Origin of the sequence: Flavobacterium sp. GP15 (genome assembly GCF_014281985.1) — a bacterium.
GTDB classification, from domain to species: Bacteria; Bacteroidota; Bacteroidia; order Flavobacteriales; family Flavobacteriaceae; genus Flavobacterium; species Flavobacterium pygoscelis.
The window spans coordinates 119,154-145,019 of the sequence record NZ_JACFTC010000004.1; the positions used below are offsets into that span (position 1 = coordinate 119,154).

At 30.4% G+C, this 25,866-nt stretch carries 26 protein-coding genes and 1 tRNA gene; 14 read left to right on the forward strand and 13 right to left on the reverse strand.

Annotated elements, in window-relative coordinates:
• Positions 1-20: 20 nt before the first annotated feature.
• From H2650_RS10135 to lgt, 8 genes are all read left to right on the forward strand, one after another.
• Positions 21-1,841, forward strand: coding sequence for a hypothetical protein (locus H2650_RS10135; RefSeq protein ID WP_188050692.1), 1,821 nt, complete (start codon positions 21-23; stop codon positions 1,839-1,841).
• Positions 1,842-1,878: 37 nt separating this feature from the next.
• The gene (locus H2650_RS10140; protein ID WP_188050693.1) at positions 1,879-3,525 is read left to right on the forward strand and encodes a serine hydrolase; all 1,647 of its coding nucleotides are present in this window, start codon (positions 1,879-1,881) and stop codon (positions 3,523-3,525) included.
• A gap of 203 nt (positions 3,526-3,728) precedes the next feature.
• The gene (locus H2650_RS10145; RefSeq protein WP_188050694.1) at positions 3,729-4,046 is read left to right on the forward strand and encodes a hypothetical protein; all 318 of its coding nucleotides are present in this window, start codon (positions 3,729-3,731) and stop codon (positions 4,044-4,046) included.
• 224 nt (positions 4,047-4,270) lie between these two features.
• Positions 4,271-4,753 (forward strand): hypothetical protein, encoded by a 483-nt coding sequence (locus tag H2650_RS10150; RefSeq protein WP_188050695.1) that lies wholly within the window; start codon positions 4,271-4,273, stop codon positions 4,751-4,753.
• A 179-nt stretch (positions 4,754-4,932) separates the two neighbouring features.
• Positions 4,933-5,457 (forward strand): hypothetical protein, encoded by a 525-nt coding sequence (locus tag H2650_RS10155; RefSeq protein ID WP_188050696.1) that lies wholly within the window; start codon positions 4,933-4,935, stop codon positions 5,455-5,457.
• Positions 5,458-5,612: 155 nt separating this feature from the next.
• Positions 5,613-8,141 (forward strand): PIG-L family deacetylase, encoded by a 2,529-nt coding sequence (locus H2650_RS10160; RefSeq protein WP_188050697.1) that lies wholly within the window; start codon positions 5,613-5,615, stop codon positions 8,139-8,141.
• A gap of 123 nt (positions 8,142-8,264) precedes the next feature.
• Complete coding sequence (locus H2650_RS10165; RefSeq protein ID WP_188050698.1) at positions 8,265-10,004, forward strand: sodium:solute symporter; 1,740 nt, start codon at positions 8,265-8,267, stop codon at positions 10,002-10,004.
• A 131-nt stretch (positions 10,005-10,135) separates the two neighbouring features.
• On the forward strand, positions 10,136-10,969 hold the full coding sequence (gene lgt, locus H2650_RS10170; protein WP_188050699.1) for a prolipoprotein diacylglyceryl transferase: 834 nt from the start codon (positions 10,136-10,138) through the stop codon (positions 10,967-10,969).
• 190 nt (positions 10,970-11,159) lie between these two features.
• Here the strand turns inward: lgt and H2650_RS10175 are convergent, their stop codons facing one another.
• From H2650_RS10175 to H2650_RS10195, 5 genes are all read right to left on the reverse strand, one after another.
• Positions 11,160-12,005: a DUF2911 domain-containing protein gene (locus tag H2650_RS10175; protein WP_188050700.1), complete on the reverse strand. Its 846-nt coding sequence runs from the start codon at positions 12,003-12,005 to the stop codon at positions 11,160-11,162.
• Between the two features lie 57 nt (positions 12,006-12,062).
• Positions 12,063-12,737, reverse strand: coding sequence for an HAD family phosphatase (locus H2650_RS10180; protein WP_188050701.1), 675 nt, complete (start codon positions 12,735-12,737; stop codon positions 12,063-12,065).
• 196 nt (positions 12,738-12,933) lie between these two features.
• The gene (locus H2650_RS10185; protein WP_188050702.1) at positions 12,934-13,650 is read right to left on the reverse strand and encodes a ThiF family adenylyltransferase; all 717 of its coding nucleotides are present in this window, start codon (positions 13,648-13,650) and stop codon (positions 12,934-12,936) included.
• A 43-nt stretch (positions 13,651-13,693) separates the two neighbouring features.
• Positions 13,694-14,362 carry a TatD family hydrolase gene (locus tag H2650_RS10190; RefSeq protein ID WP_188050703.1) on the reverse strand — a complete coding sequence of 223 codons (669 nt, stop codon included), beginning with the start codon at positions 14,360-14,362 and terminating at the stop codon, positions 13,694-13,696.
• Positions 14,362-14,964: a DUF1684 domain-containing protein gene (locus H2650_RS10195; protein WP_188050704.1), complete on the reverse strand. Its 603-nt coding sequence runs from the start codon at positions 14,962-14,964 to the stop codon at positions 14,362-14,364. The genes H2650_RS10190 and H2650_RS10195 overlap by 1 nt, the downstream gene beginning before the upstream one ends.
• Before the next feature lie 359 nt (positions 14,965-15,323).
• On the opposite strand from H2650_RS10195, the gene H2650_RS10200 reads away from it, so the two are divergent.
• The 4 genes from H2650_RS10200 (at position 15,324) to H2650_RS10215 (ending at position 19,308) form a co-directional block, all read left to right on the forward strand.
• A complete protein-coding gene (locus tag H2650_RS10200) occupies positions 15,324-16,541 on the forward strand; it encodes an MFS transporter (protein ID WP_188050705.1) in 1,218 nt (405 codons plus the stop codon).
• Positions 16,542-16,859: 318 nt separating this feature from the next.
• Positions 16,860-17,222 carry a BlaI/MecI/CopY family transcriptional regulator gene (locus H2650_RS10205; protein WP_188050706.1) on the forward strand — a complete coding sequence of 121 codons (363 nt, stop codon included), beginning with the start codon at positions 16,860-16,862 and terminating at the stop codon, positions 17,220-17,222.
• A 45-nt stretch (positions 17,223-17,267) separates the two neighbouring features.
• A complete protein-coding gene (locus H2650_RS10210; protein ID WP_188050707.1) occupies positions 17,268-19,103 on the forward strand; it encodes a M56 family metallopeptidase in 1,836 nt (611 codons plus the stop codon).
• 64 nt (positions 19,104-19,167) lie between these two features.
• Positions 19,168-19,308 carry an SsrA-binding protein gene (locus H2650_RS10215; RefSeq protein ID WP_188050708.1) on the forward strand — a complete coding sequence of 47 codons (141 nt, stop codon included), beginning with the start codon at positions 19,168-19,170 and terminating at the stop codon, positions 19,306-19,308.
• On the opposite strand, the gene H2650_RS10220 is transcribed toward H2650_RS10215, so the two are convergent.
• Complete coding sequence (locus H2650_RS10220; RefSeq protein ID WP_188050709.1) at positions 19,305-19,817, reverse strand: adenine phosphoribosyltransferase; 513 nt, start codon at positions 19,815-19,817, stop codon at positions 19,305-19,307. The genes H2650_RS10215 and H2650_RS10220 overlap by 4 nt on opposite strands.
• Before the next feature lie 93 nt (positions 19,818-19,910).
• On the opposite strand from H2650_RS10220, the gene H2650_RS10225 reads away from it, so the two are divergent.
• A tRNA-Arg gene (locus tag H2650_RS10225) sits at positions 19,911-19,984 on the forward strand.
• Positions 19,985-20,202: 218 nt separating this feature from the next.
• On the opposite strand, the gene H2650_RS10230 is transcribed toward H2650_RS10225, so the two are convergent.
• Positions 20,203-21,018, reverse strand: coding sequence for a hypothetical protein (locus H2650_RS10230; protein ID WP_188050710.1), 816 nt, complete (start codon positions 21,016-21,018; stop codon positions 20,203-20,205).
• Positions 21,019-21,034: 16 nt separating this feature from the next.
• Positions 21,035-21,394: a hypothetical protein gene (locus tag H2650_RS10235; protein ID WP_188050711.1), complete on the reverse strand. Its 360-nt coding sequence runs from the start codon at positions 21,392-21,394 to the stop codon at positions 21,035-21,037.
• Between the two features lie 84 nt (positions 21,395-21,478).
• Between H2650_RS10235 and H2650_RS10240 the strand changes: the two genes are divergently transcribed.
• On the forward strand, positions 21,479-21,709 hold the full coding sequence (locus H2650_RS10240; RefSeq protein ID WP_188050712.1) for a helix-turn-helix domain-containing protein: 231 nt from the start codon (positions 21,479-21,481) through the stop codon (positions 21,707-21,709).
• Between the two features lie 4 nt (positions 21,710-21,713).
• Here the strand turns inward: H2650_RS10240 and H2650_RS10245 are convergent, their stop codons facing one another.
• From H2650_RS10245 to H2650_RS10265, 5 genes are all read right to left on the reverse strand, one after another.
• Entirely contained in the window at positions 21,714-21,971 is a 258-nt protein-coding gene (locus tag H2650_RS10245; protein WP_188050713.1) for a hypothetical protein, read from the reverse strand.
• A 65-nt stretch (positions 21,972-22,036) separates the two neighbouring features.
• Positions 22,037-23,122, reverse strand: coding sequence for a DUF6371 domain-containing protein (locus H2650_RS10250; protein WP_188050714.1), 1,086 nt, complete (start codon positions 23,120-23,122; stop codon positions 22,037-22,039).
• Complete coding sequence (locus H2650_RS10255) at positions 23,109-24,701, reverse strand: phage/plasmid primase, P4 family (RefSeq protein WP_188050715.1); 1,593 nt, start codon at positions 24,699-24,701, stop codon at positions 23,109-23,111. The genes H2650_RS10250 and H2650_RS10255 overlap by 14 nt, the downstream gene beginning before the upstream one ends.
• A 4-nt stretch (positions 24,702-24,705) precedes the next feature.
• Positions 24,706-24,990 (reverse strand): AlpA family transcriptional regulator, encoded by a 285-nt coding sequence (locus H2650_RS10260; RefSeq protein ID WP_188050716.1) that lies wholly within the window; start codon positions 24,988-24,990, stop codon positions 24,706-24,708.
• Positions 24,991-25,087: 97 nt separating this feature from the next.
• Positions 25,088-25,813, reverse strand: a complete 726-nt coding sequence (locus H2650_RS10265) for a hypothetical protein (protein WP_188050717.1) — start codon at positions 25,811-25,813, stop codon at positions 25,088-25,090.
• Positions 25,814-25,866: the final 53 nt, after the last annotated feature.

Consider the following 25,866-nt stretch of genomic DNA (forward strand, 5'->3'; position numbering starts at 1 on the left):
TTAATATGGATCTTTAAATCATGCCAAAACAAATAAATTTAGTTTTATTTTTTATATTCTTTAGTTGTTTTCAAGTTGCAATAGCGCAAGAAACAACTGTAAAGAAAGACACAGCTGCAGTTTACAATAACATTAAAAATTACTCTAAAAAAAACAAGTTCACGCGTGTCATGCACAAGCTTATCTTTAGGGCTCCTGTTTTAAACAAAAAAAAAATTAAAGAGGTTCAAAGAAACTTTGACGCTTTTGAAGGTAAAATAATTCGAAACATAAATATTGTTACGCTTGATCCTTTTGGATGTTCAGAGACAGATACTGCAAGAAAACCTAAAAATTGGGCGGAAAGAAGTGGAAACAAATTGCACTTAAAAACCAAGCGATTTGCCATAATGAATTTATTATTGATTAAAAAAAATCAAGCTTTTGATAGTTATTTAGTAAAAGAATCTGAACGTTTAATTCGTACACAAAGGTATATAAATCGGGTTGAAATTAATCCAAAAGCAATTGGGAACAGTCCAGATTCTGTAGATATTTCGATACGGGTTTTAGATTCGTGGAGTCTTATTCCAAAAGGTTCTGTTTCAAATACAAAAGTTAATTTCAAAATAATTGAACGCAATATTTTGGGTACTGGTCATCAACTGGAAAATAAATTTAAAAATAGATTTAGTGATGGCAAAAATGCCTACGATGTTGCCTATACGGTTCCTAATATAAAAAACACTTTTATAAGTTCTAAAATTAGCTACCAAATTGATTTGGATAATTACTATAGTAAAAGCATTGCTATAGATCGTCCATTTTATTCTCCGTTAACAAAATGGGCTGGTGGAATTTACCTGGATCAGCAGTTTAGAAGAGATAGCCTTCAAGATGCTAATTTAAAATTTGCCTCTCAGAATTTCAAATACAGTACGCACGATATTTGGATGGGAAGATCTTTCAAACTTTTTGAAGGAAATACGGAGAGAGAACGAACTACAAACTTAATTACATCAGTAGGTTTTTCTAATATAAAATATTTAGAAAGTCCTTCTATAGCATACGATAGCACCAATTTTTATTCTAATCAAAAAATGGGACTTATTGGAATTGGTATTTCTTCCCGTAAGTTTATTCGAGACCGTTATATATTTCAAAATGGAATTATTGAAGATGTTCCCATTGGAAAAATTTATGGCTTAACGGGTGGCTATCAGTATAAAAATAGTACGGGAAGATATTACTTGGGAGGACGTGCCGCTTTTGGTAATTTTTATAGTTGGGGATTTTTGAGTGCAAACTTTGAATTAGGTAGTTTTTTTGAAAAATCAAATCCAAAACAAACCGCATTTTCTTTCCAAGCCAATTATTTTACTAATCTTATGACCATGGGAAGATGGAAAGTTAGACAATTTGCTAAGCCACAATTAGTTTTAGGATCCAATCGTGTGCCTGTAAAAGGAGATCAAATTTCCATTAATGACAATTATGGCCTTAATGGATTTTCTATAGCTGAATATGGAACTAAAAAAGCCATTGTCACGCTGCAAACTCAGTTTTATTCTCCTTGGGATCTTTGGGGATTTAGACTCAATCCTTACTTTAATTATTCCATTGCTATGCTTGGGTCTGCTACTAAAGGTTTACACGAGAGTAGAGCCTATTCTAAAGTTGGAATCGGAATAATTATTAGCAACGATTATTTAGTCTTTAGTTCTTTCCAACTTTCATTAAGCTACTACCCTTCAATTCCAGGAAGTGGACAAAATATTTTTAAAACAAACTCTTTTGACACTACCGATTTTGGTTTTCAAGATTTTCAATTAGCAAAACCAAGAACAGTACTATATCAATAAATTGTTTTTTAATTTATTGATTATTAAAATTTAAAATATGATAAAAAAATTTGCCCTTTTAGTAACTATTTTACTGATAACTCTTAAATCGTTGGCACAGAAAATTGATTTTGTGCAAAGTGATAGTATTACTTTTGCAATTCATAAAGAAAATGTTGGCAAAATTGCATTTATGTCTAATAATGTTCCTATTGAAAATATAAAGCAAAATGATTTTCTAAAAGAGTTTGAAATAAAAGATAAAACGGATCTAAACATAAGAGTTTTTATGGGTAATTCATTAACGAATTATCTTCATTTAATTTCCCCTCAATTATCCGCGGATGAGCTTACTAATAATGGAAATTATCAATTTACATTTATCGTGGATAATAAAATAGTGTATATTGAAAACCTCAATCTTGGAGCCGGAAATACTAGCAGCAAAAACCAGAAAACAACTTTTAGAGTTCCGCTAATAAGTTCTAATAATGAAGACTCTTGGGGTAGATTTTTATGGAATAGGTTTTTTTATAATGGCGGAGAGGATGCTTTTAGCACCGGAACACATTTACTTAAAATTGAAATTAGACCTTACTTAAAAAATAATGAAGTTATAGTTGGCAACCTAATTGCCGAAGGACAATTAAAAATTATAATTCCCGAAATTATTTTCAATGAAGAACAGGTTAAAGTTCAAAATATAAAGCCACTTAAAGAGTTACAAATTTCAAACAGTAAAATTGATATCCAAAAAATTGAAGAGCTGAACCGAAAAATTGCAGCTAAAACCTTTAAAGACATTACAAGTATTGTAGTGCTAAAAGAAGGTAAAATACTCCTTGAAGAATATTTTAATGCAGCAAATAGAGCAACATTACACGATACAAGGTCTGTTGGAAAATCATTTGCATCTACACTTTTAGGGATTGCTATCAAAGACAATTACATAAAATCGGAAACACAAACTTTGAATGAGTTTTATAACCTTAATAATTATCAAAATTATGCTGTAGCAAAAGACAGCATTACTTTGAAAGATTTACTCACAATGAGTTCTATTTTCGATGGTTCCGATATAAATTCAGAATCAGCAGGAAACGAAGAAAATATGTATCCCACTAAAAATTGGATTGAATTTACTTTAAATCTTCCAATTGATAAAACAAAATTAGCCCAAAAGCAATGGGACTATTTTACAGCGGGTGTGGTAGTTCTTGGCGACATCATTGATAAAAAGGTTCCTAATGGTTTAGAAAAATATGCACACCAAAATCTATTTAAGCCATTAGGAATTACAAATTACAGATGGCAATTTACACCACAAAAGGTGGTTAACACAGCAGGTGGCGTTCAGTTACGTTCAATTGACCTTGCAAAGTTTGGGCAATTATATAAAAACAAAGGCACTTGGAATGGCAAACAAATTTTGACAAAACAATGGGTTGATAAAAGTTTATCACACCAAATGAAAATAGCAGAGGAAGAATATTATGGTTATTTGTTCTGGAATAAAACATATAACGTAAATGGCAAAAATTATGAAGTATATTATTCAAGCGGTAACGGTGGTAATAAAATTTTTATATTTAAAGACCAACCACTTGTAATTGTGATTACTTCGACTGCATACAATACTGTATATGGAGAAAAGCAAGCTGATAAAATTATGGAGCAGTATTTAATTCAAGCTATAGTAAAATAAATGCTGATAAAAATATAAGGCAACTCTTTTGAAAGAGATTCTATAATATTAGTAGCATTTTTATGGAATATTTTTTTTGTGGGAATTTATAAATTGGTTATTAATTTATTTAATGTGAATTATATAACTTTAAATTCTAATTGTATAAAATTATTCAAATGATTAATGTTTACTTTTATCTGATAATTAAAAACCAAAAACAAATGAAAAAAGTTACCTTTTATTTAATGATGATGGTGTTGTCATTAAGTTTCGTACCAAACCAAGTATTAGCTGCAGAAAAAAATCCAACAGCAATTTCTAACAATCCTAAAGAAGTTCCTGCTGAAGTTAAAGTAATGCTTGATCGTCTTGAAGAAATAAAAGCAATGGATAAGTCTGATTTAAGTTCAGCAGAAAAAAAAGAATTAAGAAAAGAAGTTCGTACCATTAAAGCAGATTTAAAATCATCAGGTAATGGTGTTTATTTATCAGTAGGTGCAATTATCATTATCATATTATTATTGATTCTTTTGTTGTAATAAGAATCACAAAAATATTTAGAAAAGGAAATGAGAAATCATTTCCTTTTTTTATTTCATAACTATATTAATACTAAATGATTAACAATAAATTTTATAATTAAATATTCATATTCGTCAGTACATTTTTTTTAAAACACATTCTGGCACACAGTTTGGCTACTACTAAAAAGAGTAACACTATAATCTAAAAAAATGGAATTAGTAATTAAAAACATTACCATATGAAATCACTACAACTAATCGCACTTGGAATTATACTTTTTTGTTCAAGTAGTATTCAAGCACAAGTTTCTGTTAACGTGAATATTGGTAAACCTCCAGCTTGGGGTCCTGCAGGATATAATGCAGTGGACTATTATTATTTACCGGATATCGAATCCTATTACGATACTAGATCTTCACAATTTATCTACTTTGGCGGAGGGAAATGGGTTCGTTCTAGAAACTTACCGAGCCGTTATAGAAATTACGATTTATACAAGGGCTATAAAGTAGTGTTAAAGGATTATCATGGTGACAAACCTTATGGGCATTACAAACAACATAAAATTAAATATCGTAAAGGATATAAAGGAAGTCCACAAAGAACAATTGGATCCCGAAAAGTTTTTGTACAAAAAAATAAAACCTATTATAAAAAACAGGATCACCATGATAATAGAAAAGGTTTTAAGGGGCATCAAAAAGATCATAAAAAACATTAAATAAACTATAAGTCATTCTGCTAAAGATTTTTAAACTTTAGTTATTATAAAGCAATTAAAACATCTGAATAATTAAATCTAAAAAAAAAGTTAATTATTTTGCATTGGCACAGTTCTTGAAAATCTCTCAATAGGAATACAATTCCATTATAAAATATACTCAATTAAATTAAAGAAAAATGAAAACATTAAAACTAATCGCCGCAGGAATTATCCTCTTAGCATCAAGTTCAATACATGCACAAGTTTCAGTTAATGTAAATATTGGTTCAGCTCCGGCGTGGGCTCCAGCAGGTTATTCTGAAGCTGAATATTATTATTTGCCAGATGTAGAAGCATACTATGATGTAAGAGCCACTCAGTTTATTTATTATGGCAACGGGAGCTGGATTCGTTCCAGATCATTACCAAGACAATATAGAAACTATGATTTATATTCTGGTCGTACAGTAGTCTTAAATGATTATCATGGTTCAAGACCTTATAATAATTTTAGAAATCATAAAGTAAAATATTACAGAGGATATAATGGGAATAGACCTGTAGTTTATAATAATAACCGTAGGGTTTATGTAAGCGATCGTCACCATAATAGTTATAAAAAATACGATAATCACAGAGAGTATAGAAAACATGATAATAAAAGAGATAATCATGATCACGGTCGCAAAAACAGTCATGGTCGTGGACATGATAGAGACTAATTCATAACAATTTTGAATCGAACGAGAGAGAGCTATAACTAGTTCTCTCTCGTTTTTTTGTACCAGTTCAGCAATATATAAAGAAAGTAAAAAACATTTCAGAAAAAAATATTTAATACTTACATTTGGAGCTATTGCAAATTAAAATAATAAAAATGCAAAAAAAACAATTTATAGTCCTAACAGCATTGCTAATATTTTTTCAAATTATAAGTGCTCAAAATCCCAAAAAGCCATCTTCTGATGCAATTTTTAATCAAATTCAGAAATTAAATTTCTTAGGTTCCGTTTTGTATATTGCTGCACACCCAGACGATGAAAACACCCGTTTGATTTCCTATTTATCAAATGAGCAAAAAGCAAGAACAGGTTATCTCTCCTTAACTCGTGGCGATGGCGGACAAAATCTTATTGGTACACAACTTCGAGAATTATTAGGCGTAATACGCACTCAAGAACTGATTGAAGCCCGAAAAATTGATGGCGGTGAGCAATTCTTTTCACGTGCTAATGATTTTGGTTTTTCTAAAAATCCAACAGAAACTTTGCAAATTTGGGATAAAGAAAAAGTACTAGCTGACGTAGTTTGGGCAATCAGAAAATTTCAACCTGATGTAATCATCAATCGTTTTGATCATCGATCACCGGGAACAACTCACGGACATCATACCGCATCAGCATTATTAAGTGTAGAAAGTTTTAATTTAACTAATAATCCAACTATTTTTCCTGAACAATTAAAATATGTAAAACCTTGGCAAGCTAAACGCCAGTTTTTTAATACTTCTTGGTGGTTTTATGGAAGTATGGAAAAGTACAATGCAGCGGACAAAACCAATTTAATGGCTATGCAAACGGGTGCTTACTACCCTTCTGTAGGTAAATCAAATCAAGAAATAGCTGCATTGAGCCGCAGCCGTCATCAGTCACAAGGTTTTGGAAGCACTGGTGTGCGTGGTGAAGACACTGAATATTTAGAATTTATAAATGGAGAAGCTTTAAAAAATAAAAAATCACTTTTTGAAGGAATTGACACATCATGGAATCGTGTAAAAGGAGGAAAAACTATTGGAGAATTATTGACAAAAATTGCAGCTGAATTTGACCACAAAAATCCATCGTTAAGCATTCCTAATCTAGCAAAAGCCTATAGTATGATTCAGGCATTAGATGAAAATCATTGGTCGCCACTAAAATCAGCCGAAATAAAGGAAATTATTGCAGCATGCTCTGGTTTGTATTTAGAAGCTGTTGCTCAAAATCAAGAGGCAACTCCAGGAACAAATATCAAATTGAAACTCGAAGCTATTAATAGAAGTTCAGTTCCGATGCAATTATTGAGTGTAACTACATTACCAAATGAAATAAAAACAAGTCAAAATTTAGAGTTAAAAAATAATATTTTAAACAACATCAACTTAGATTCACAATTACCAGAAGCTATCAATTACACACAACCTTATTGGTTACAAGAAAATGGAACAGTTGGAATGTACACTGTAAATGATCAAAAAAACAGAGGTATACCAGATATTATTCGCGAAGTAAAAGTGGTGTTTAATATGAAAGTGAACGGAATAGAAATGCCTTTTGAACGAATTGTTGTTTACAAATACAATGATGATGTAAAGGGAGAGATATACAATTACCTTGACATTGTACCAGAAGTCACTACCGCTATAACTGATAAAGTACTACTTTTTAAAGACAATAAAATTAAGAATGTTACTGTCAAAATTAGAGCAGGAAAAGATGGAATAAAAGGTAACCTGCAACTTGATTTACCTAAAAGTTGGAGCGTTGAGCCAAAATCAATTCCTTTTGACATTGCCAAAAAAGGAACCGAACAAATGGTAAATTTTCAAATAACTCCTCCGAATAAACCTGAAGAAGGAGTTGTAAAAAGTGTTGCTATTGTAGGCAATAAACGATTTGATAAAGAACAGATTTTTATCAATTATGATCATATAACAAAACAACAAGTCTTAAAACCTGCAGAAGCTAAATTGATTAAAACAGATTTAAAAACTAATGGGGAAAGAATAGCCTATATCATGGGTGCTGGAGATGAAGTTCCAAGTAGTTTGACGCAACTAGGATATGCAGTAACCATATTGAAGCCAGAAGAAATAAGCGCTGAAAAATTAGCTGATTTTGATGTGGTAATGACTGGCGTTCGTGCCTATAATACAATCAACGCATTAGCATTCAAACAAAACCTACTTTTTGATTTTGTAAAATCTGGAAAAACTATGGTAGTGCAGTATAATACTAACGGCGATCTTGTAACCGAAAATATAGCTCCTTACCCGCTAAAACTATCTAAAGACCGTGTTACGGAAGAAGATGCGGAAGTTCGATTTTTAGCACCCAATCATCCTGTATTAAATTTTCCAAACAAAATTACTTCCAAAGATTTTGAAGGTTGGAAACAAGAGCAAGGTTTATATTATCCAAACGAATTTGACAAAGCCTTTGCTCCTATTCTTTCATCAAATGATAAAGGAGAGACACCTAAAAATGGTGCTTTACTCATTGCATCTTACGGAAAAGGACATTATATTTACACGGGTTTGAGCTTTTTTAGAGAGTTACCAGAAGGCGTTACTGGCGCTTACAAATTATTATCTAATATCATTTCGATTCAATCCTCTGATACTATTCCTGTTTCAACAAAAAAGTAATAAACAATTCTAATGGAAACAAAAAAAACGAAAACCTGGACAAAGAATTATACTTGGGTACTTCTAGCCAATGTTATATACATAATGTTTTTTTATCTAATCATGAAATTATACTCTTAAATTATGCAATTATTTGATTGGATTATTCTTATCGTCACCTTATTATTCATCGTAATTTATGGTGCATGGAAAACAAAAGGAAGTAAAAACGTAGAAGAATTTATTTTAGGAAGCAATGAAACGCCATGGCATGTAGTTGGTTTATCAGTTATGGCTACACAAGCAAGTGCCATTACTTTTCTATCGACACCAGGACAAGCCTATCATGACGGGATGGGATTTGTGCAGTTTTATTTTGGACTTCCTATTGCTATGGTAGTAATTTGTGTAACCTTTATTCCTTTGTACCACAAATATAAAGTGTACACTGCTTATGAGTATCTAGAAAAAAGGTTTGATTTAAAAACTAGATCATTAGCAGCTATCTTATTTTTATTTCAAAGGGGTTTAGGAACTGGACTAACAATTTATGCTCCAGCAATTATTTTGTCCGCAATATTAGGATGGAATCTTACGTATATGAATATTGTCATTGGTGTATTAGTCATAATTTATACCTTTTCTGGAGGTACTAAAGCAGTAAACGTAACCCAAAAACAACAAATGTTTGTGATTATGTCCGGGATGTTTATTACCTTTTTCCTAATCTTGCATTACTTACCAAATGACATGACTTTTACTAGTGCTTTGCATATTGCGGGTGCGAATGACAAAATGAATATAGTTAATTTCTCTTTTGATCCCGAAGAAAAATATACTTTTTGGAGTGGTATTACGGGAGGATTTTTCTTGGCATTAGCTTATTTTGGAACCGATCAATCTCAAGTAGGACGCTATTTATCAGGAAGATCGGTTAAGGAAAGTCAAATGGGACTGATTATGAATGGGCTTTTAAAGGTGCCTATGCAGTTCTTCATTTTATTGACTGGTGTGATGGTTTTTGTTTTTTTTCAATTCAATCCTGTTCCATTAAATTTTAATCCGAACAATAAAGCCATGATTGAAAAATCAGCTTTCAAAGGAGAGTACAATGCTTTAGAAAAAAAATTAGATGATTTATCCGAAGATAAAAAGGTAATCAACTTGTTGTATATCGATCAGCTGAATCAAGATTATGATAATCCGATACTTCGAAAGGAATTAGTAGCACTATCTAATAAAGAAAAAGACCTTAGAGATCGAGCGAAAGAAATAATTCTAAAAGCAGATAGTAACAGTGAAACTAATGATAAAGATTATGTGTTTTTTCATTTCATATTAAACTATTTACCCAAAGGTCTTATTGGCTTATTGTTGGCTGTAATCATTTCTGCCGCCATGTCTTCTACTGCTTCGGGCCTTAATGCATTAGCCTCTACAACTGCTATTGATATTTACAAAAGAAATCTAAAAGAAGAGAAATCAGAACGTCATTATTTATACGCAACCAAATTCTTTACTTTACTTTGGGGTGTTATAGCCATACTCTTTGCTTGTGTTGGGACTTTATTTGAAAATTTGATCCAATTAGTAAATATTATTGGATCTATATTTTATGGTACTGTATTGGGAATTTTTCTAGTTGGTTTTTATTTAAAAAACGTACAGTCTAAAGCAATCTTTTATAGTGCAGTGGTAAGCCAAATCACCATTTTTATCATCTACTATTATGCTATTTATATTTATCCAAGTGGACAAGAAAAACTAGGGTATTTATGGTTGAATTTTATTGGCGCAACATTAACTATTCTTATTTCTTTACTCCTCCAAAGTACTATATTTAGAAATCAGAAACCCATGGTCTTAGAAACAATAAATGAATAATTAATAAACCGCAGATTAGCTAATTTTATAATTAGAGAATCTGCGGTTTAATTTTTATGGAATAATAACAAACAAATTTATAATGATTGATTATTTTGTAGTACTTTTATTTATATATTTAAATTGCTAATATGATTTCATTTTATATAAATTGGGATTTTGATCCAGAAATAGCTAACATATTAGGATTCCCAATAAAATACTATGGCCTTTTATTTGCTTGTGGTTTAATCATTTCAATGAGGGTTCTAAAAAAGATTTTCAAAACTGAAAATTTAAATGATAATGCCTATGAAGCATTATTTATATATGGAATACTTGGAATTTTTGTTGGAGCTAGATTAGGGCATTGCTTATTCTATGACTTTGATTATTATTCAAAAAATTTATTAGAAATTATATTGCCCATTAAAAAAACATTAAATGGAGGATATAAATTCATAGGTTATGCAGGTTTAGCAAGTCATGGTGGTACAATTGGTTTAATATTTTCTCTTTATCTATTTTCAAAAAAATACAAAATTCAATATCTTAAGGTACTTGACTTAATAGCATTAGTTGCACCAATAGGAGCGACATTTATAAGGCTTGCAAATTTGATGAATTCTGAAATGATTGGTAATCCAACAAATATACCTTGGGCCTTTATATTTAAAAAAATTGATAATATTCCTAGACATCCAGCTCAACTTTATGAAGCGATATCTTATTTAATAATTTTTCTAGTTGTATATACAATTTATAAAACTAAAAATATAAAATTAGGAGGAGGTTTTTACTTTGGCTTGGTAATAACTTTAATTTTTTTGATGAGAATATTAATTGAGTTTGTAAAAATAAATCAAGTACAATTTGAAGATAAGATGCAATTAAATATGGGTCAAATCTTGAGTGTTCCCTTTATAATAATTGGTATATATTTTATTTTTTATAATTTAAGAAATAAAGAAAATTACAAACAATAAATTTTAGTAAATATATTTTTGAATATTTTAATCTTTACAAAATCTTCATATTTTTAGAAAACAGTCCATTTGAAAGTTGGAACAGTACGAATTACTAGTTAAATTATTATAAACACATATAAAAAAAGCATAAAAAATCCCGTTTAGATTACACCTAAACGGGATTTTTTATATTGAGTATAATAGAAATTTAGTTTTTACTCCACTCTGCAATACTGTCTTTATTCATTTTTACGTAATCTTGATTTTTAGCAGCTTCGGCTGCTGTAAGTGACGCTTTAGCACTTTCAATCGCTCCTTTTCTATCGCCTAATTTTGCTTGTATCAATGATTTTAATCTATTATACCAAAATGGTTTTTCTTTAGACATATCCAACGACTTGTTTATATATTCTAATGCTTTTACATTGTCACCATTAGATTGAAATAAAAACTGTGCTGCAGCAAAGTAATCTGCTCCACCTGGACCTGACAATGCTTTTTCGATATTGGCTGTTGCTTTTTGTTGTGTAGGTACTTCAAATTTTAAAGCTGCATAAGAGTTCTCCCATGAGATATCTAAATAAGCAAAATTATTGTCTAAACCACTAATTCCAATTGTAAATGTTTCAACACTTTTATTTAAAGTTTCTGGCTTAACAGTAGCTTTAAGAGCAATATTCTCCTCTTTCCATTCTTCTGGATTACCCCAGTTATCCGTTGTTTTATAAAAAATAATATCCCAACTTTCTATTTTTGGAATAGTGTACAAAGAGTATTTACCTTTTTTTAATGTTTTACCATCGATAATTACATTATCACTAAAAGATATTGTTGTATTTTCATTTGCTCCAGTTCTCCAAACTTTTCCAAAAGGAATTAAATTTCCAACAACAGATCTACCTCTAGCGCTTGGTCTTGAATAAACAATTTCTACATCTGTTAATCCAACCGTTTGATTAATGGTCGCTTTTGGGCTTGATTGAGGTGTTTGAATTTGTGCCTCAACGGTAAAATTGGCTAAAAGAATAGCAAGGGCAATAATTATTTTTTTCATGATTAATCGTTTTTTTTTTGTGACTCGCAAAACTACAAATTCAGTTGCTCAAAATTGTTAATTACTTCTTAATTTAGAATCTAAATTCTTTACTTTATCGAAATTTAATTCATTAAAATTATTGATAATAACATTTGCTTCAGATAAATCTTGCGATTTAGAATGAATGCTATTATACCCAACACAAAAAATTCCTGCAGCTGTAGAAGCTTTTATTCCATTTGTACTGTCTTCAATTACAATACAACACTCTTTTGGTGCAATTGACAAGGAAGCCGCATGCTCAAAAATAGCAGGATGTGGTTTAGATTTAGGAAAATCTTCACCACTTACTAAATGTGTAAAATAAGGATGTAATTTAAACCTACGGAAAACGCGTTCTATAGTAACCTTAGAGGCTGAAGAAGCTAATATTAATTGTATTCCGTTTTCGTGTAAATCTTTTATTAGTTTTTCTACTCCTTCTAACAATTCTAAATCTTCTTTACTATCAAAAGCATCATTAAAAATAGTTCGTTTTCTTTGAATCAGATCTTCTACATCTTGTTCCAGAGTAAAAATTTCTTTTAAATTTTGAAAAACATTGCGAGTAGAATTACCGGTAAATGTAGTAAACATCGCATCAGTTACTGGAATATTCAATTCTTCAAAATGTTTAAAATAGGCATAACGGTGTACGGGTTCTGTATCTACTATTACGCCATCCATGTCGAAAATTACAGTTTGTATCATTCTTGTTTTGCCACTAAGGCGCTAAGACACGAAGTCTTTTTTAATTATTATTATAAGAAAAATTCGGCATTGCCATCAAGACACAAAGTAATAAAGTCATTTTTTTTTTACTATTTACCAAAAAATAAAATTTGCCAATGATCAAAAAGATTAAAACTTATTACTTTACCACTGAATACTAAGCACTAAAAACTGATCAGTCTTTTTTAAGCAAGTAACGAATAACCGTTTCGGCAGCATATAAACCAAATAATCCTGGCATATAACTGTTGGTTCCGTAAAATGATTTTTTATAATTAGAACCGTCTGTCATTTTTAAACTCGCGTCATCTTGAATTTCTGATGAAAAAACCACTTTTAACTTGTCAATTTTAACTTCTTTCAAACGTCGTCTGATGGTTTTTGCTAAAAAACAATTTACCGTATTACTGATGTCTGTTACTTTTACTTTAGCGGCTTCCATTTTCCCACCAGCACCCATGCTGCTAATGATTTTCACTCTTTTTCGTTTGGCACCAATGATTAAATTCAGTTTTGGAGTAACACTATCAATACAATCCAAAACATAATCAAACTCTTCGGTAACGATTTCAAAAGCACGTTCTGGCGAAAGGAATTCCTCTACACGTATTAGTTTCAATTCGGGATTAATATCCATCAAACGATCTCCAACAATAGTTACTTTGGGTTGTCCAACAGTAGAATGTAGAGCTGGTAATTGCCTGTTAATGTTGGTAATATCGACAACATCTCCATCTACAATTGTCATCGCTCCTACTCCTGCTCTAGCCAAAAACTCCGCTGCAAACGAACCTACACCGCCCAATCCTACTATTAAAACATTTGCATCTTGTAAATTATTTAAACCTTCTTTTTTAAATAAAAGTTCACTTCTTTCTGTCCACTCTGCCATTTTTTATTATTTACTCTTTAAATTTTTGAAAACTTAAAGCATTTTATTGATGTTTATTATTAAAAACTGCTGTAAAATTACTTCTTACTATTTCCTGCATCGCAACAATTGAGATTTCTTTGCAATTGGCTGCTACTTCATATACTTTTTCAATTCCTTCCTCTACCGTATCGGTTTCTAGAAAAATACGATTATTAGGAACATTTTTAAAAACAGTTTCCAATGCTGTACCCAAACTTCGGGATTGTAATAAGTATTTCCCAAAGGAAAGATAAAATCCGTTATCCAATAATTGTTTTACTAGCTGTTCGTTTTTTGAAAATCCATGAATAATCATCGGAACTGAAATAAGCAATCTTTTTTTGGTTTCAATAATTTCTTGAAAAGCAGCTACGCAATGAATAACAACCGGTTTATTACATTTTTGTGCCAAAAGTAATTGTTTTTCAAAAACTATTTGTTGCAAATCTAACGGAATTTCTATTCTTTTATCCAATCCACATTCACCAACAGCAAGACAATTTCTTTCTTTTAATTTGGTTTCAATAATTGCTAAATCAGCTTCTACTTGCTCTTTATCAATGTACCATGGATGAATTCCGATCGAATAATACGGTATTTCAGAATCAAATTCTCGAGGATATTGATTCACTAATTCCGTAACATTCGCTTGGTTTGTTCCTTTATGCGTATGTAGATTAAAAAAAAACATTAGTCATGAAATTTTTTGACTCCTGCTTTGATCTCAATATTCAAATCATTTTCTAAAGGAACTATCGGACAAGAATATTTATGATTGTAAGCACAATAAGGATTATATGAAGTATTAAAATCGATCACCAACTTTTTTCCTTTTGGAATTTTTAAATCAATATATTTTCCACCAATATAACTTTCGTTACCACAAGTCAAATCTGAAAATGGTAAAAACAAATGATCTTTGTATTTTTCTTGTTGTGAAAGTGCAATATTCTTGTAAACATTTAGGTTGAAATTGGCCCCATCAATTGTAAAATAAACTACACCGTATTTTACATACATAGGTTTTCTATCGGTAGAAGTTTTCATTTCGAATGGTTTCTCCTTTTTGGTACGAACAAATTTCGCAACAACAAAAAACTTTTCATTAGCAGGAAAAAAATCTAAGGTTTTAAATGTTGCTAAATCTTCAGGCATTAGTGGGCTCGTTTTAGCATCTGCATATTCTGCATTTAATTCCTCTTGGAATTTAGTCACTGCATTAATATCAAATTTTTCTTGAGAAAAACCAATTTGGACCTGCAGGAATAAAACAAAAAAAAGTAGGATTCTCATTTGTATATTTTTAAACAAAAATAGCGTAAAAGTTAGAAAGCTACAATGTTTATATTTATGCTATTATCATACTAAAACCTATAAATTTCAATTTATAATAATGAAAAAAAAGTACTTTATCTCGAATTAGAACCCTAAAAATGCAGTTAAAATGAATTAGCGCAGATTTATTGCTACTCTATTACGAATCAATTTCTAATATTAATTATGAAAAAAAATACTTCTCATTGGCACCATATCCTAGCCCAGATAGAAGCGAAAATCCTTTAGTTTTTTTCTTAAAAAAGAAAAGATTGTAACGGATAGCTGGAAAAAGCTCCTGAAAAACATTGTAAATTTGCAACATAGAAAATATTTTTATGATTAAAACTGCTTTAGGTCGCTATATTAATAATTACAGAGGTTTTACAAGAGAGGTCTGGATTCTGACTTTAATTACCTTCATCAATCGAGCTGGGACAATGGTTTTACCGTTTTTATCCAAGTATTTGAAAGAAGATTTGAATTTTTCCTATGCGCAAGTAGGATGGATTATGGTATGTTTTGGTTTTGGTTCGATGTTAGGCTCTTGGCTCGGCGGAAAATTATCAGATAAAATAGGGTTTTATAAAATCATGGTTTTTAGTTTATTTACCAGCGGATTATTACTTTTTGCGGTTCAATATGTGCGTACTTTTTGGGGATTATGCTTTGCGATGTTCTTTATTATGACCGTTGCAGATATGTTTCGTCCTGCCATGTTTGTGTCATTAGGAACTTATGCAAAACCCGAAAATCGCACCAGAGCATTGACTCTTGTTAGGCTAGCGGTAAATTTAGGATTCACGGCCGGACCTGCATTGGGTGGATTGATCATTATGAATTTAGGCTACAGCGGATTATTTTGGATTGATGGAACTTCCTGTATTGTATCTATTTTAATTTTTACTTTATTGGTAAAAGAACGCAAAAAACCACCGGATTTGAATGCTACGAATAGCGAAACCGAAATACCAGCTTCGGTTTTTAAAGATAAAGTATTTTGGATTTTTCTATTTGTGTGTTTTGTTACAGCCATGCTTTTCTTTCAACTTTTCACCACTTTACCGTTGTACCACAATGAAAAATTTGGATTAACTGAATTTCAAAGTGGCCTTTTATTATCCCTAAACGGTTTGTTAATATTCTTTCTTGAAATGCCAATAGTCAGTTTTAGTCAACGAAAAAACATCAATAAAATCAAAATTATTCTCTGGGGTTCGTTATTAATGTCTATTAGTTTTTATGTTTTATTAATCAATATTTGGGCGGGAATGCTTGTGGTGAGTATCTTATTTATCACTTTTGGCGAAATGTTTATTTTTCCATTCTCCAATTCATTTGCATTAAGTAGAGCCCCAAAAGGGCACGAAGGACGCTATATGGCTTTATTTACAATGAGTTTTAGTTTGGCTCACATTGCCAGCTCTAAAACAGGACTAGAAATCATTGCAAATTTTGGTTATCAAGCCAATTGGTTTGTGATGGGAACTTTAGGAATGCTTTCATTAGCGGGATGTATTTGGTTGCAAAAATTAGTACAGAAAGAGCAGAATTAATTTCCAATTTCTATTTTGGGCGTGACTCCATTAGTAAAAGGGGCTAAAAAACAGTAGTGTTATTTAGCCCCTTTTACTAATGCTGTCGGGCTATACGCGCTACTATGGTAGCCAGCTTCTATCCCTCACGCAAACTCTTTTGCATTGCCTATTTTCAATTGTTTAGAGGTTTTTATTTTTTAAATTATTATTAAATTTTATAATAATCAGCTTACAAACTAATAATTTAGTTAATTAACTATAAAAATAGTTTAACAACTAAAAATTTAGTTGTACGTTTGTCCTTAGTCTAAACTCAGAATGACAAAATATAGAGCTATGCAAAAATTAACCAACAAAGAAGAAGAAATCATGCACATTATATGGAAGCTCAAAAAAGCTTTCGTCAAAGAAGTAATGGCCGAAATAACAGAAGATCAACCCCATTATAATACGTTGTCTACTATTGTGCGTAATCTTGAAGAAAAAGGTTTTGTTGCTCACAATGCCTTTGGAAATACCCATCAGTATTATCCTATTGTGCCAATTGAAGAGTATAGAAAAAAATTTATGAATACTGCAATTGACAATTATTTTAATAGTTCCTATAAAAACATGGTTTCTTTTTTTGCAAAAGAAGACAAAATTTCTGCTGCTGAATTAAGAGAGATCTTAGCCATGATCGAAAACCAAAAAGAGTAAAATTATACGTTTTTAAATTATTTAAAACTTAATTCCCGTTTTATCATGGAACCATTATTTGTTTATCTTTTTAAATCCAGCGGACTACTTGTCTTATTCTATTTTTCCTATTATTTATTGCTTCGCAAAGAAACTTTTTTCACCACTAATCGTTGGTTTTTAATAGTAGGTTTATGTACTGCTGTTATATTGCCTTTACTTTTTTACACAAAAATTATATTGGTAGAACCAAGTGTAAGAATAATAGATTGGACAAAAATTCCTATTACAACAACCAATGAAACAGCTGTTTTTACAATCAATTGGTATTTAATTTTTGCAGTTATATATGGAATTGGATTCTTATTATTGATTCTTAGATTTGCTTTTGAATTTTACAGTTTGAAAAATATTTTTAAAAATAAAACAATTCAAAATCAAGCCGATTTTAAATTTATTGACACCACAGATAATATTGCTCCATTTTCCTATTTTAATACTATCGTTTACAATTCGTCTTTATACAATCCAATTGAATTAAAGAACATTATAGAGCATGAAAAAATACATTGCGAGCAAAAACATACTGTAGATGTGCTAATTTCGAGACTATTTTGTATCGTTTTTTGGTTCAATCCTTTTATTTGGTTCTACAAAAAAGCAATTCTTCAAAATTTAGAATTCATAGCCGATCATGAGGCTACAAAAAAAATAGCAGACAAAAAAGCCTATCAAATCACTCTTTTAAAAATTACAACACAAGAAAATTGTGTTTCCCTTACCAATCATTTTTATCAATCATTAATCAAAAAACGAATTGTTATGTTAAACAAAAATCAATCAAAAAAGAGGAATTCTTGGAAGTATACCTTTGTAATTCCAGCATTAATTGCCTTTGTAATGCTCTTTCAAGTCAGGGCTGTTGCACAAGAGAAAAATAACCCAAAACTAGAAAATCTAAAAACCTCCAATACTGATGAGCAATTGGAAATACAATTAGAAGCTCAAATTACAGAAAAATCAACCGACTTAGATCTTGATAGAATCATCAATCTATTTAAAAGTGAATTAGGGACTGAAGTTAAAATAAAAAAAATAAAACGAAATTCTCAAAATGAGATCACTAGTATAAAAGTTACTGCTACCGATGGTAAAAGCTACAAAACAGTACATGAAATAAGTCAAGACAAACCAATTTTGCCTTTTATCATTAAAGTAGTAAAAGATAAAGAAAATAAAATTGAGGTTTTTATTTCATCTAGTACTAATTTGACTGATACAAAGGCAAAATTACCTAATTCTAAGAATACAGATAATAATTCCTTGTCACTAAATAGTATGAAAATTAATCGTAAGGAATTATTAATAGTAATTAATAATGAAATTCAAGGTAGAGGAAATGCAATAAATATCCCATTAGATGAAGAAATTGATATTATAAAAACTTTAAATAGTAAAGATGCAATAATAAAATATGGTCTAGCTGGAGAAAACGGTGCTTATGAAATTACAACTAAGGACGAAAATTTTGTTACATCAACAGTCGCTACCACAGCAAAAACTCCTAAAACATTTTCATTTACTCAAAATAAATCGACTACTGATACCCTAAGTATAAAGAGAAATGCCAAATTGAAAACGAACCAACGTGATTTAAATTTAGAAAAAACCGATCCAACTAATTTAAACAACAAACAGGTAAGTAAAACAACCACCAAAATTGTGTATGTTAAGGCAACTTCAAATAAACCATCTGTAGAGGAAGCAGAAATTTATATTAATGGTGTAAAATCTTCAAAATCGGAATTAGATAAGATAAGTCCAAATTCAATCCAAAAAATGGAGGTTATTAAATCCGATGAGGACAAAAAAATTATTAAAATAACAACTAAAAAACAATAAGATATTTTCAATCAAAGACGGTCTCCAGCAAGACCGTCTTTTTTTATATCTTTGAAAAAAAAGTATGTACAAAATTTTAGCTCAAATCAACAAACTTATACTTCCTAGTTTTACAAAACAACGATTAGACTTGGCAAAAGCCACAAAATGGCAAATGGCAATTATTGGTTTTCGTTATTATGTAACCACTCGCGCTTTAGATTAATACCTTATTACGGCAAAAATTTCTTGCTCTTTCACTTTCTCTCTACCGTTTAGAAATGATAATTCCATGATGAAATTACATTGTACAATTTCACCACCTAAGCGTTCTACTAATTCACAAACAGCTTTGATGGTTCCTCCAGTAGCCAGCACATCATCGTGAATCACGACACGATCTCCTTTCTGAATAGCATCGATATGAATTTCGAGAGTATCGGTGCCATATTCTAAATCATAAGTGGCAGAAATTGTTTTATAGGGCAATTTGTTGGGTTTTCTAACAGGAACAAAACCCACATTTAATTCTTGTGCGATTAGCATACCAAATAAAAACCCTCGACTCTCTACACCTATCACCTTATCTATTTTCTTATCTTTTAAAGAAGAAACCAATATTTTAAGGCAATTTTTGCTCGCATCGGCGTTAATTAACAGCGGAGTAATGTCTTTAAACAAAATTCCTTCTTTTGGAAAACCTTGAATATCACGTATATAATTTTTTAATGACATATTTTTTTAATTTTTTACTATTTTACTATTGCAAATTACACTTTTATCTCTATATTTGCACCCGCAATCAGGTTATTATAACCACTTGCAAATGGCCTTGTGGCGCAACTGAATAGCGCACTTGATTACGGCTCAAGAGGTTACTGGTTTGAATCCAGTCAAGGTCACAAAATAAATCCCTAACATTACTGGCAATCAGTGGTTTAGGGATTTTTTATTTTAATATTTGTATACTATTAGTATACTATTCGATTTTAGCACTTTTAAAGATAGATTTTAAGCAAAATAAATCTTTCATTTTGGGTGCATATTTTACACTTTTTGCACCATAAAAAAAAGCGAACTGTAAAGAACGCTTTAATAAAATTAGTTTTTGGTTGTTAAGTTATAAATTAGTTTCTAAAATAACTTTCCACTTCAAATCTTTAGGAATTAATCTTCTTGCTATTTCAGTCAATTTTGAATTATCATTTTCAGCTCCATAATAAATTTGACGAAATTCTATAGAATTATCCCTACCAATCAAAGCCCCTCTAATAGACCTTTGTAGAAATCCAGTATCAACTTTTGCAGTAGCTTTAGCTTCTTTTATAACTTGTTCAATGTACAGCTTTATTTCGCCATCTGTATAGTTATTTACCGTTGTTAAACCCTCCTCTTTCTGCTTTTTCAACTTAGTATTACTTACGGAATTTGTAATGGTAGCATCTTTTGGAATTTTCTTTTTAATACGCTCAATTCTTGCCTCAAACCCCCCAATCGTACCGTCTTCAAATTTATATGAAATTGCTATTTCACAAACTTTTATTGCTTTTTCAAATTCTTCAATTTCTGTAAGAACTGTTGCGTAATTTTGAAATACTGGAGCGGTTAAAAACTGTCCATCAATATTCAAATAACAATCTGGAATTTTATTAAATTCACTTAAATAAATTTCAGAAAACTTAATACAAAGTTTTAAATAATGTTCATCTTTTCTTATGCCGTAAGATTCTGAAACTATCGATTGAAGCAATAGAATTCGATTCATTATATTTTCCGTACATATTTCAGTAGCTCTTATCTTTCTATCAATATCACTACTAAGGAAAGTTGCTTCATAAACTTCGTCAACTTCTTCTTCTTGGTTATATTCGTCCATAATACCGTCCAAAATTTCTCCTTTTTGGTCTTTTTTAAATAAAGAAATTAGCCATTTCATAAAACTGTATTTTTAATTATTTGTCAACGGAGTGACTACCAGTAATTTTATAATCGTTATCCATTGATACAATATCATTGTATAATTCTTTTGCTCCAAATGAATTACTTGCTCTGTATTTATGACTTACTGTATAATACAAAAATTTATCCTTTGGCTCATTGTCAAATTGTTCGTGCGTCATTCCTCTTGATTCAAAATCTTTTATTTTTTTAGCAACCGTGACAGTATCTAAAACCTCAATAGAAATCTTCTCATAGCTAGCAGGGTCTTTTAAATTAGCTTTGACATATTCTGAAATACTTTTTTCAACTGGTGTTTCTTTAGCACAACTAAAAAGAGTTACTAAAGCAAAAAGACAAATTATTTTTTTCATAGTTATAATATTTTAGTTCAAATATAACAAAATCATAGGCATTTATGCGGTCAATAAAAAATTAAATCTAGTGACTTTTGAAATATGGAAATTTCAGAAGAAACTTTTATTTCAAATCTTGGTACTCACTTACGACAATTACGTGAGCTAAAAAATATATCTCAACAAGATTTAGCAAATGATTGCGGTATTTCTAAATCTCAAATTGCAAGAATTGAAGTAGCCAAAATTAATACGACTGTAAGGACTTTGATAAAAATTGCTAATGCTTTAGATATTGAACCAAAAGATTTATTAGATTTTCCTTTAAAATAATTGTTTAGTTTTCTCTTCTATTGACTTTTATAATTAAATGTTTAGGTTGTTCCTTTTCTGTTACCGAAATATCAGATTGACGTGGTAAAATATAAGGAAGCAACTTTGCAATTGCGTTAATTCTTTCCAGTGGTTCTAATTTTTCCAGCATTTTTCCTAAACCATCAATTTCTTTGCTTACTATTTTTTGAAGTATTTCTTTTGTTTCTGCTGTTGTTTTGTTTGGTGTGCCTTTGGCTCTTCCTCCTGTTTTTTCTCTCATAAGTTCTATTTTTATCTACTTTAGATATTTTATTGAAAAATAATGTTTTGTTTTGAGTGCATATTTTACACTTCTTGCACTTGAAAATAATAATCGGCTAAATCAAAGCCGTTTTCAAAATCTGTATTTTCGATTAAGTCGCTTACTGCAATCTTAAATCCTATTGCGTTTAATTCGGTCGCTTTATTATTCCAGTTGAAATACTCGCCTTTGTCGGGAAACAAAACAATATTTCTTTTTTTGATAGGTTTCAATAAATCAAATTTTAAATTCTGTTTACTTCCTGTGGCAATCCAAATGTAATCAGGAATAAAAAGGCTCATTACTATTGCGGTCTTTTCACTTTCTACAATTGCAATTGTTTTTTGATAGTCTTCATTGATTCTATGCAGTCCATACAAAGATTGACAAAGATTAAAATCAGGCTCTTTAATCGCATTATGTAGCCAGTTAATATGATTGTAAGGCTTTTTTATTCTTTTACCTGTATCCATATCATATTGCATTATTTTACCAGCGTGAATTTTCTCTTTGTCATCAATCTGAAAAAAGACGGTTGCATTATTCCAAAAATAGTCTGTTCCTGTAATGAAATAATTTTGAGTTGCTTTGAAAACCTCATCTTTTGAAAATTTGCTTTTTAGAAACTCTGTTAAATTGTCAATCTGTTTACTACAATACATTTTGTCCAATAATTCTAAATTGTGAAAACTTGGTTTAATCGGGAGCGGTGGTTCTTTCGTAGTAACTACATTAATAAAACCAATCTCATCAGTAAAATATTTACTTTCATTTGTCAAATATTGGATAGTGCTAATTTTTAAAAACCATTCTGTAATCCAGCAATTATTTCCATTCTGTTCCAGTATTTGCGACTTTGGAACAATCGAAATAAAGCCGTTTTTATCCGTTAATTTTGTCGCTTTATCTGAAACACTTTTTATTGATAGTGCATTTATCAAAAAACATTTTTTGCCTTTTGGGGGTGCGTTATGATAACCACAATTTGTCAAACGGTCGCATTTTCCAAAGTCATCAGTTAGATAGTTGCCTGTTTCCACGTCCACGTATAAAACAAATGTTTTCTTGGAACAAGTTGGACAAAGAAACTTCTTACTTCCTTTGTCCAGTATGTATTTAAAGGCTTCCATCAGTAGTAATATAAGCCACGTTACCAACATTTATCCGTTTAACAAATATTTTATAATGATTCAATCTTTTTATAAAATTGGACTTCCCTACGGGTCTATATCCGTCCTCATTGCAAAACATTTTGTATTGTGGGTATAAGTCCGAAATCAAAACAAAATCATTAACCGAAGCCTTAAAACCCATCTCACTAATAAACAATTGTACGCTATCACTTTGCTTTTCGTAATCGCTTCGGGCGTTGTCTATTGCTTCACATTTACTAAAATTCTTTTGCTCCAGTAGTCTGTCAAGTCCTTGCAATATCCAGTTAAAAACTCCCGATAGTTCGGAACTAATTATTTTTTGTGGCAATTGTTTGTCCTGTCTGTCTTCGGGAATAGTAACATCAAAACCAATAATCATAAACCGTCTAAAATAAGCGTTTGTGTGCTCAACGTCCTTTGGTAGTTCATTACAATTAAAAATTAACTTTGCGTATTCATTTAATATAAACGGCTCTCCATAGGGCAAACGTGCTTCTATTGGTTCACCTGAAGCCATTTGTTTAAAAATATCGGTTTCCAGTTTACCATTTATCTCACTTGCATAATTCACTAACTTGTTACCTATTTTTGCTCTAAAATATCCATTATCATTAGTAAGGCTTTGTAATGAATAGTTACTTATATTTTCAGTTCCTAAAAGGGCGTTAATTATCTCAAAAAACACACTTTTACCATTAGCACCACTACCAAAAAGAATAAGCATTTTTTCAAGTTTTAAAACACTTGGTTTAATAAAAATATAACCGCAATACTCCGCAAATACTTTTTGTTTATCGGGATCGGGTAATACTTCATCTAAATACTTTTGAAATAGTGGGGCGGTCGCTACGGGTTCATATTCAAACGGCAATTGGTGGGTAATAAAATCTTTCTGTTCAAAATTTCTTAAACCTCTTTTTGTTGGTGTTATCTCAAAAGTACCATTTAGGAGATTGATTAAAATACTATTTGTTTTTACTTCAAAAACTGTTAGATAAGCATCACACATAAACTGTTTGAATAATTCTTCTTTGAAAGTGTGAATTTTTCCTTTGAACTTTTCAACTCCCATTTTTAAAGCCACATCACCCAAAAAAGATTGAAACTGCTCTTTGTTTATCTCACTCCAGTAACTACCATTATACAAATAAATAAAGCCGTTCTTTTTGCACAATCCCCATTTGTTTATTTCAGCAATTTTTAAAAGTTGTTCAATACAAATGATTAAATAATGGTTTTTAGTAAGTTTAAAAGTTTTTAGTTTTCTTGTAAGTTTATCAAATTCTAATTGTTGTATTTCTGATAATTCTCCATCCTTTAAAAGTATTTTTTCTAAAACATTGTGTTTTTTCTGAACTTCTTTAGCATCAGGAAAAGCCGATAATTGAAAATCAACTATTGGAATACTTTTAGTAAGTTCCTGTAAAATAAAATCAGTTGATTTTTTAACTATGTGAATGTTATTTACAAGCTGTGCAACATCATTTGCGATAAGACTTTTTAGCTTATCTTTACCACCGATTTTGATAGGGTTGTGGGTATTTACTATATCCATAACCTTATTTCTTTAAAGTAATTAATGAAGCCATTATTTCACTACGCTTGTAGTAACATTTATTAGCAAACTTATGGACTGTAATACGTCCTTTGTTTTGCCAATGCCATAAGGTACTGGCGTTTATTTGTAGTAGTTCCAAAACCTGCTCTCGGGTCAATAAGTCATCATTTTCGGTTTGGTTCAATAAGTTTTTTTTTAAGTCTTCAAAGCGACTTTCAAACATATCGCATACAGTTTTTGCGATTGCTTCGGGTGTAGTTCCCTGTAAGATAATTGTATTTTCCATTTGCTTATATCGTTTAAGATTTAAGCAAATTTGCGGTTATATTGTTGGTACTGTTTGCGGTACTGGTACTGTTTCAGTACTGTTTATTGTAGTGAATTTATTCCATTGGTAAACGGTTTAAAAAATAAGGATTTACAGTCTTTCCCAAAGAATCACATTCTTCTATTATTTTTAGCATCATTTCACGTGAATTAAAAATGTTTTTATTTCCGTTTGGATTCTCTTTTGAATAATTGTTTATACTTGCTAAAATAAATTTTTCAAAACTTAAGTTTTCTAACTCCTTTGCTATTTTTGGCGCACTATATCCCATATTTATGATAGTATTTTCTTTTTCAATGATTGTAAAATATTTTTGCATTTTGCCAGTAGCAAATAGCAATCCTACTTTAAATAAATTTTGAGTTTTATATTTCTCATCAATTTTAAAAGATTTGGATTGTTGCTCTAAATGACTTGAGAATATTGTTCTTTTTTCTTCTAAATATTTTAATATCAAAGAGAAAGTTTTTTGAAGTCTTGCTTCATTATTTCGATTGTTAGAAATATATCGCCCAGTTAAAAGATCATATTCAGGTTCGTAATCAAAATACTTTTCTTCGCCTATATCTTCTTTTAATTCATACCACAAAATCATTTGACTATTATAATAATTCTCATCAACTGCATTATAACAACCATCAAAATATTTGACTTCATCATTAATGAAGTCAATTTCTTCAAAATCCTCACATTTATCTAAATAAGATTTCAAACGTAATTGATAAAGTTCTTTTTGATATTTTTTTGAAGAAATAAATTCTAGGTCTATTTGATTTTTCATTTTCTATAATAGTGTAAAGGGTGTAAAAAATGCACCTAAAATAAAACAATTAT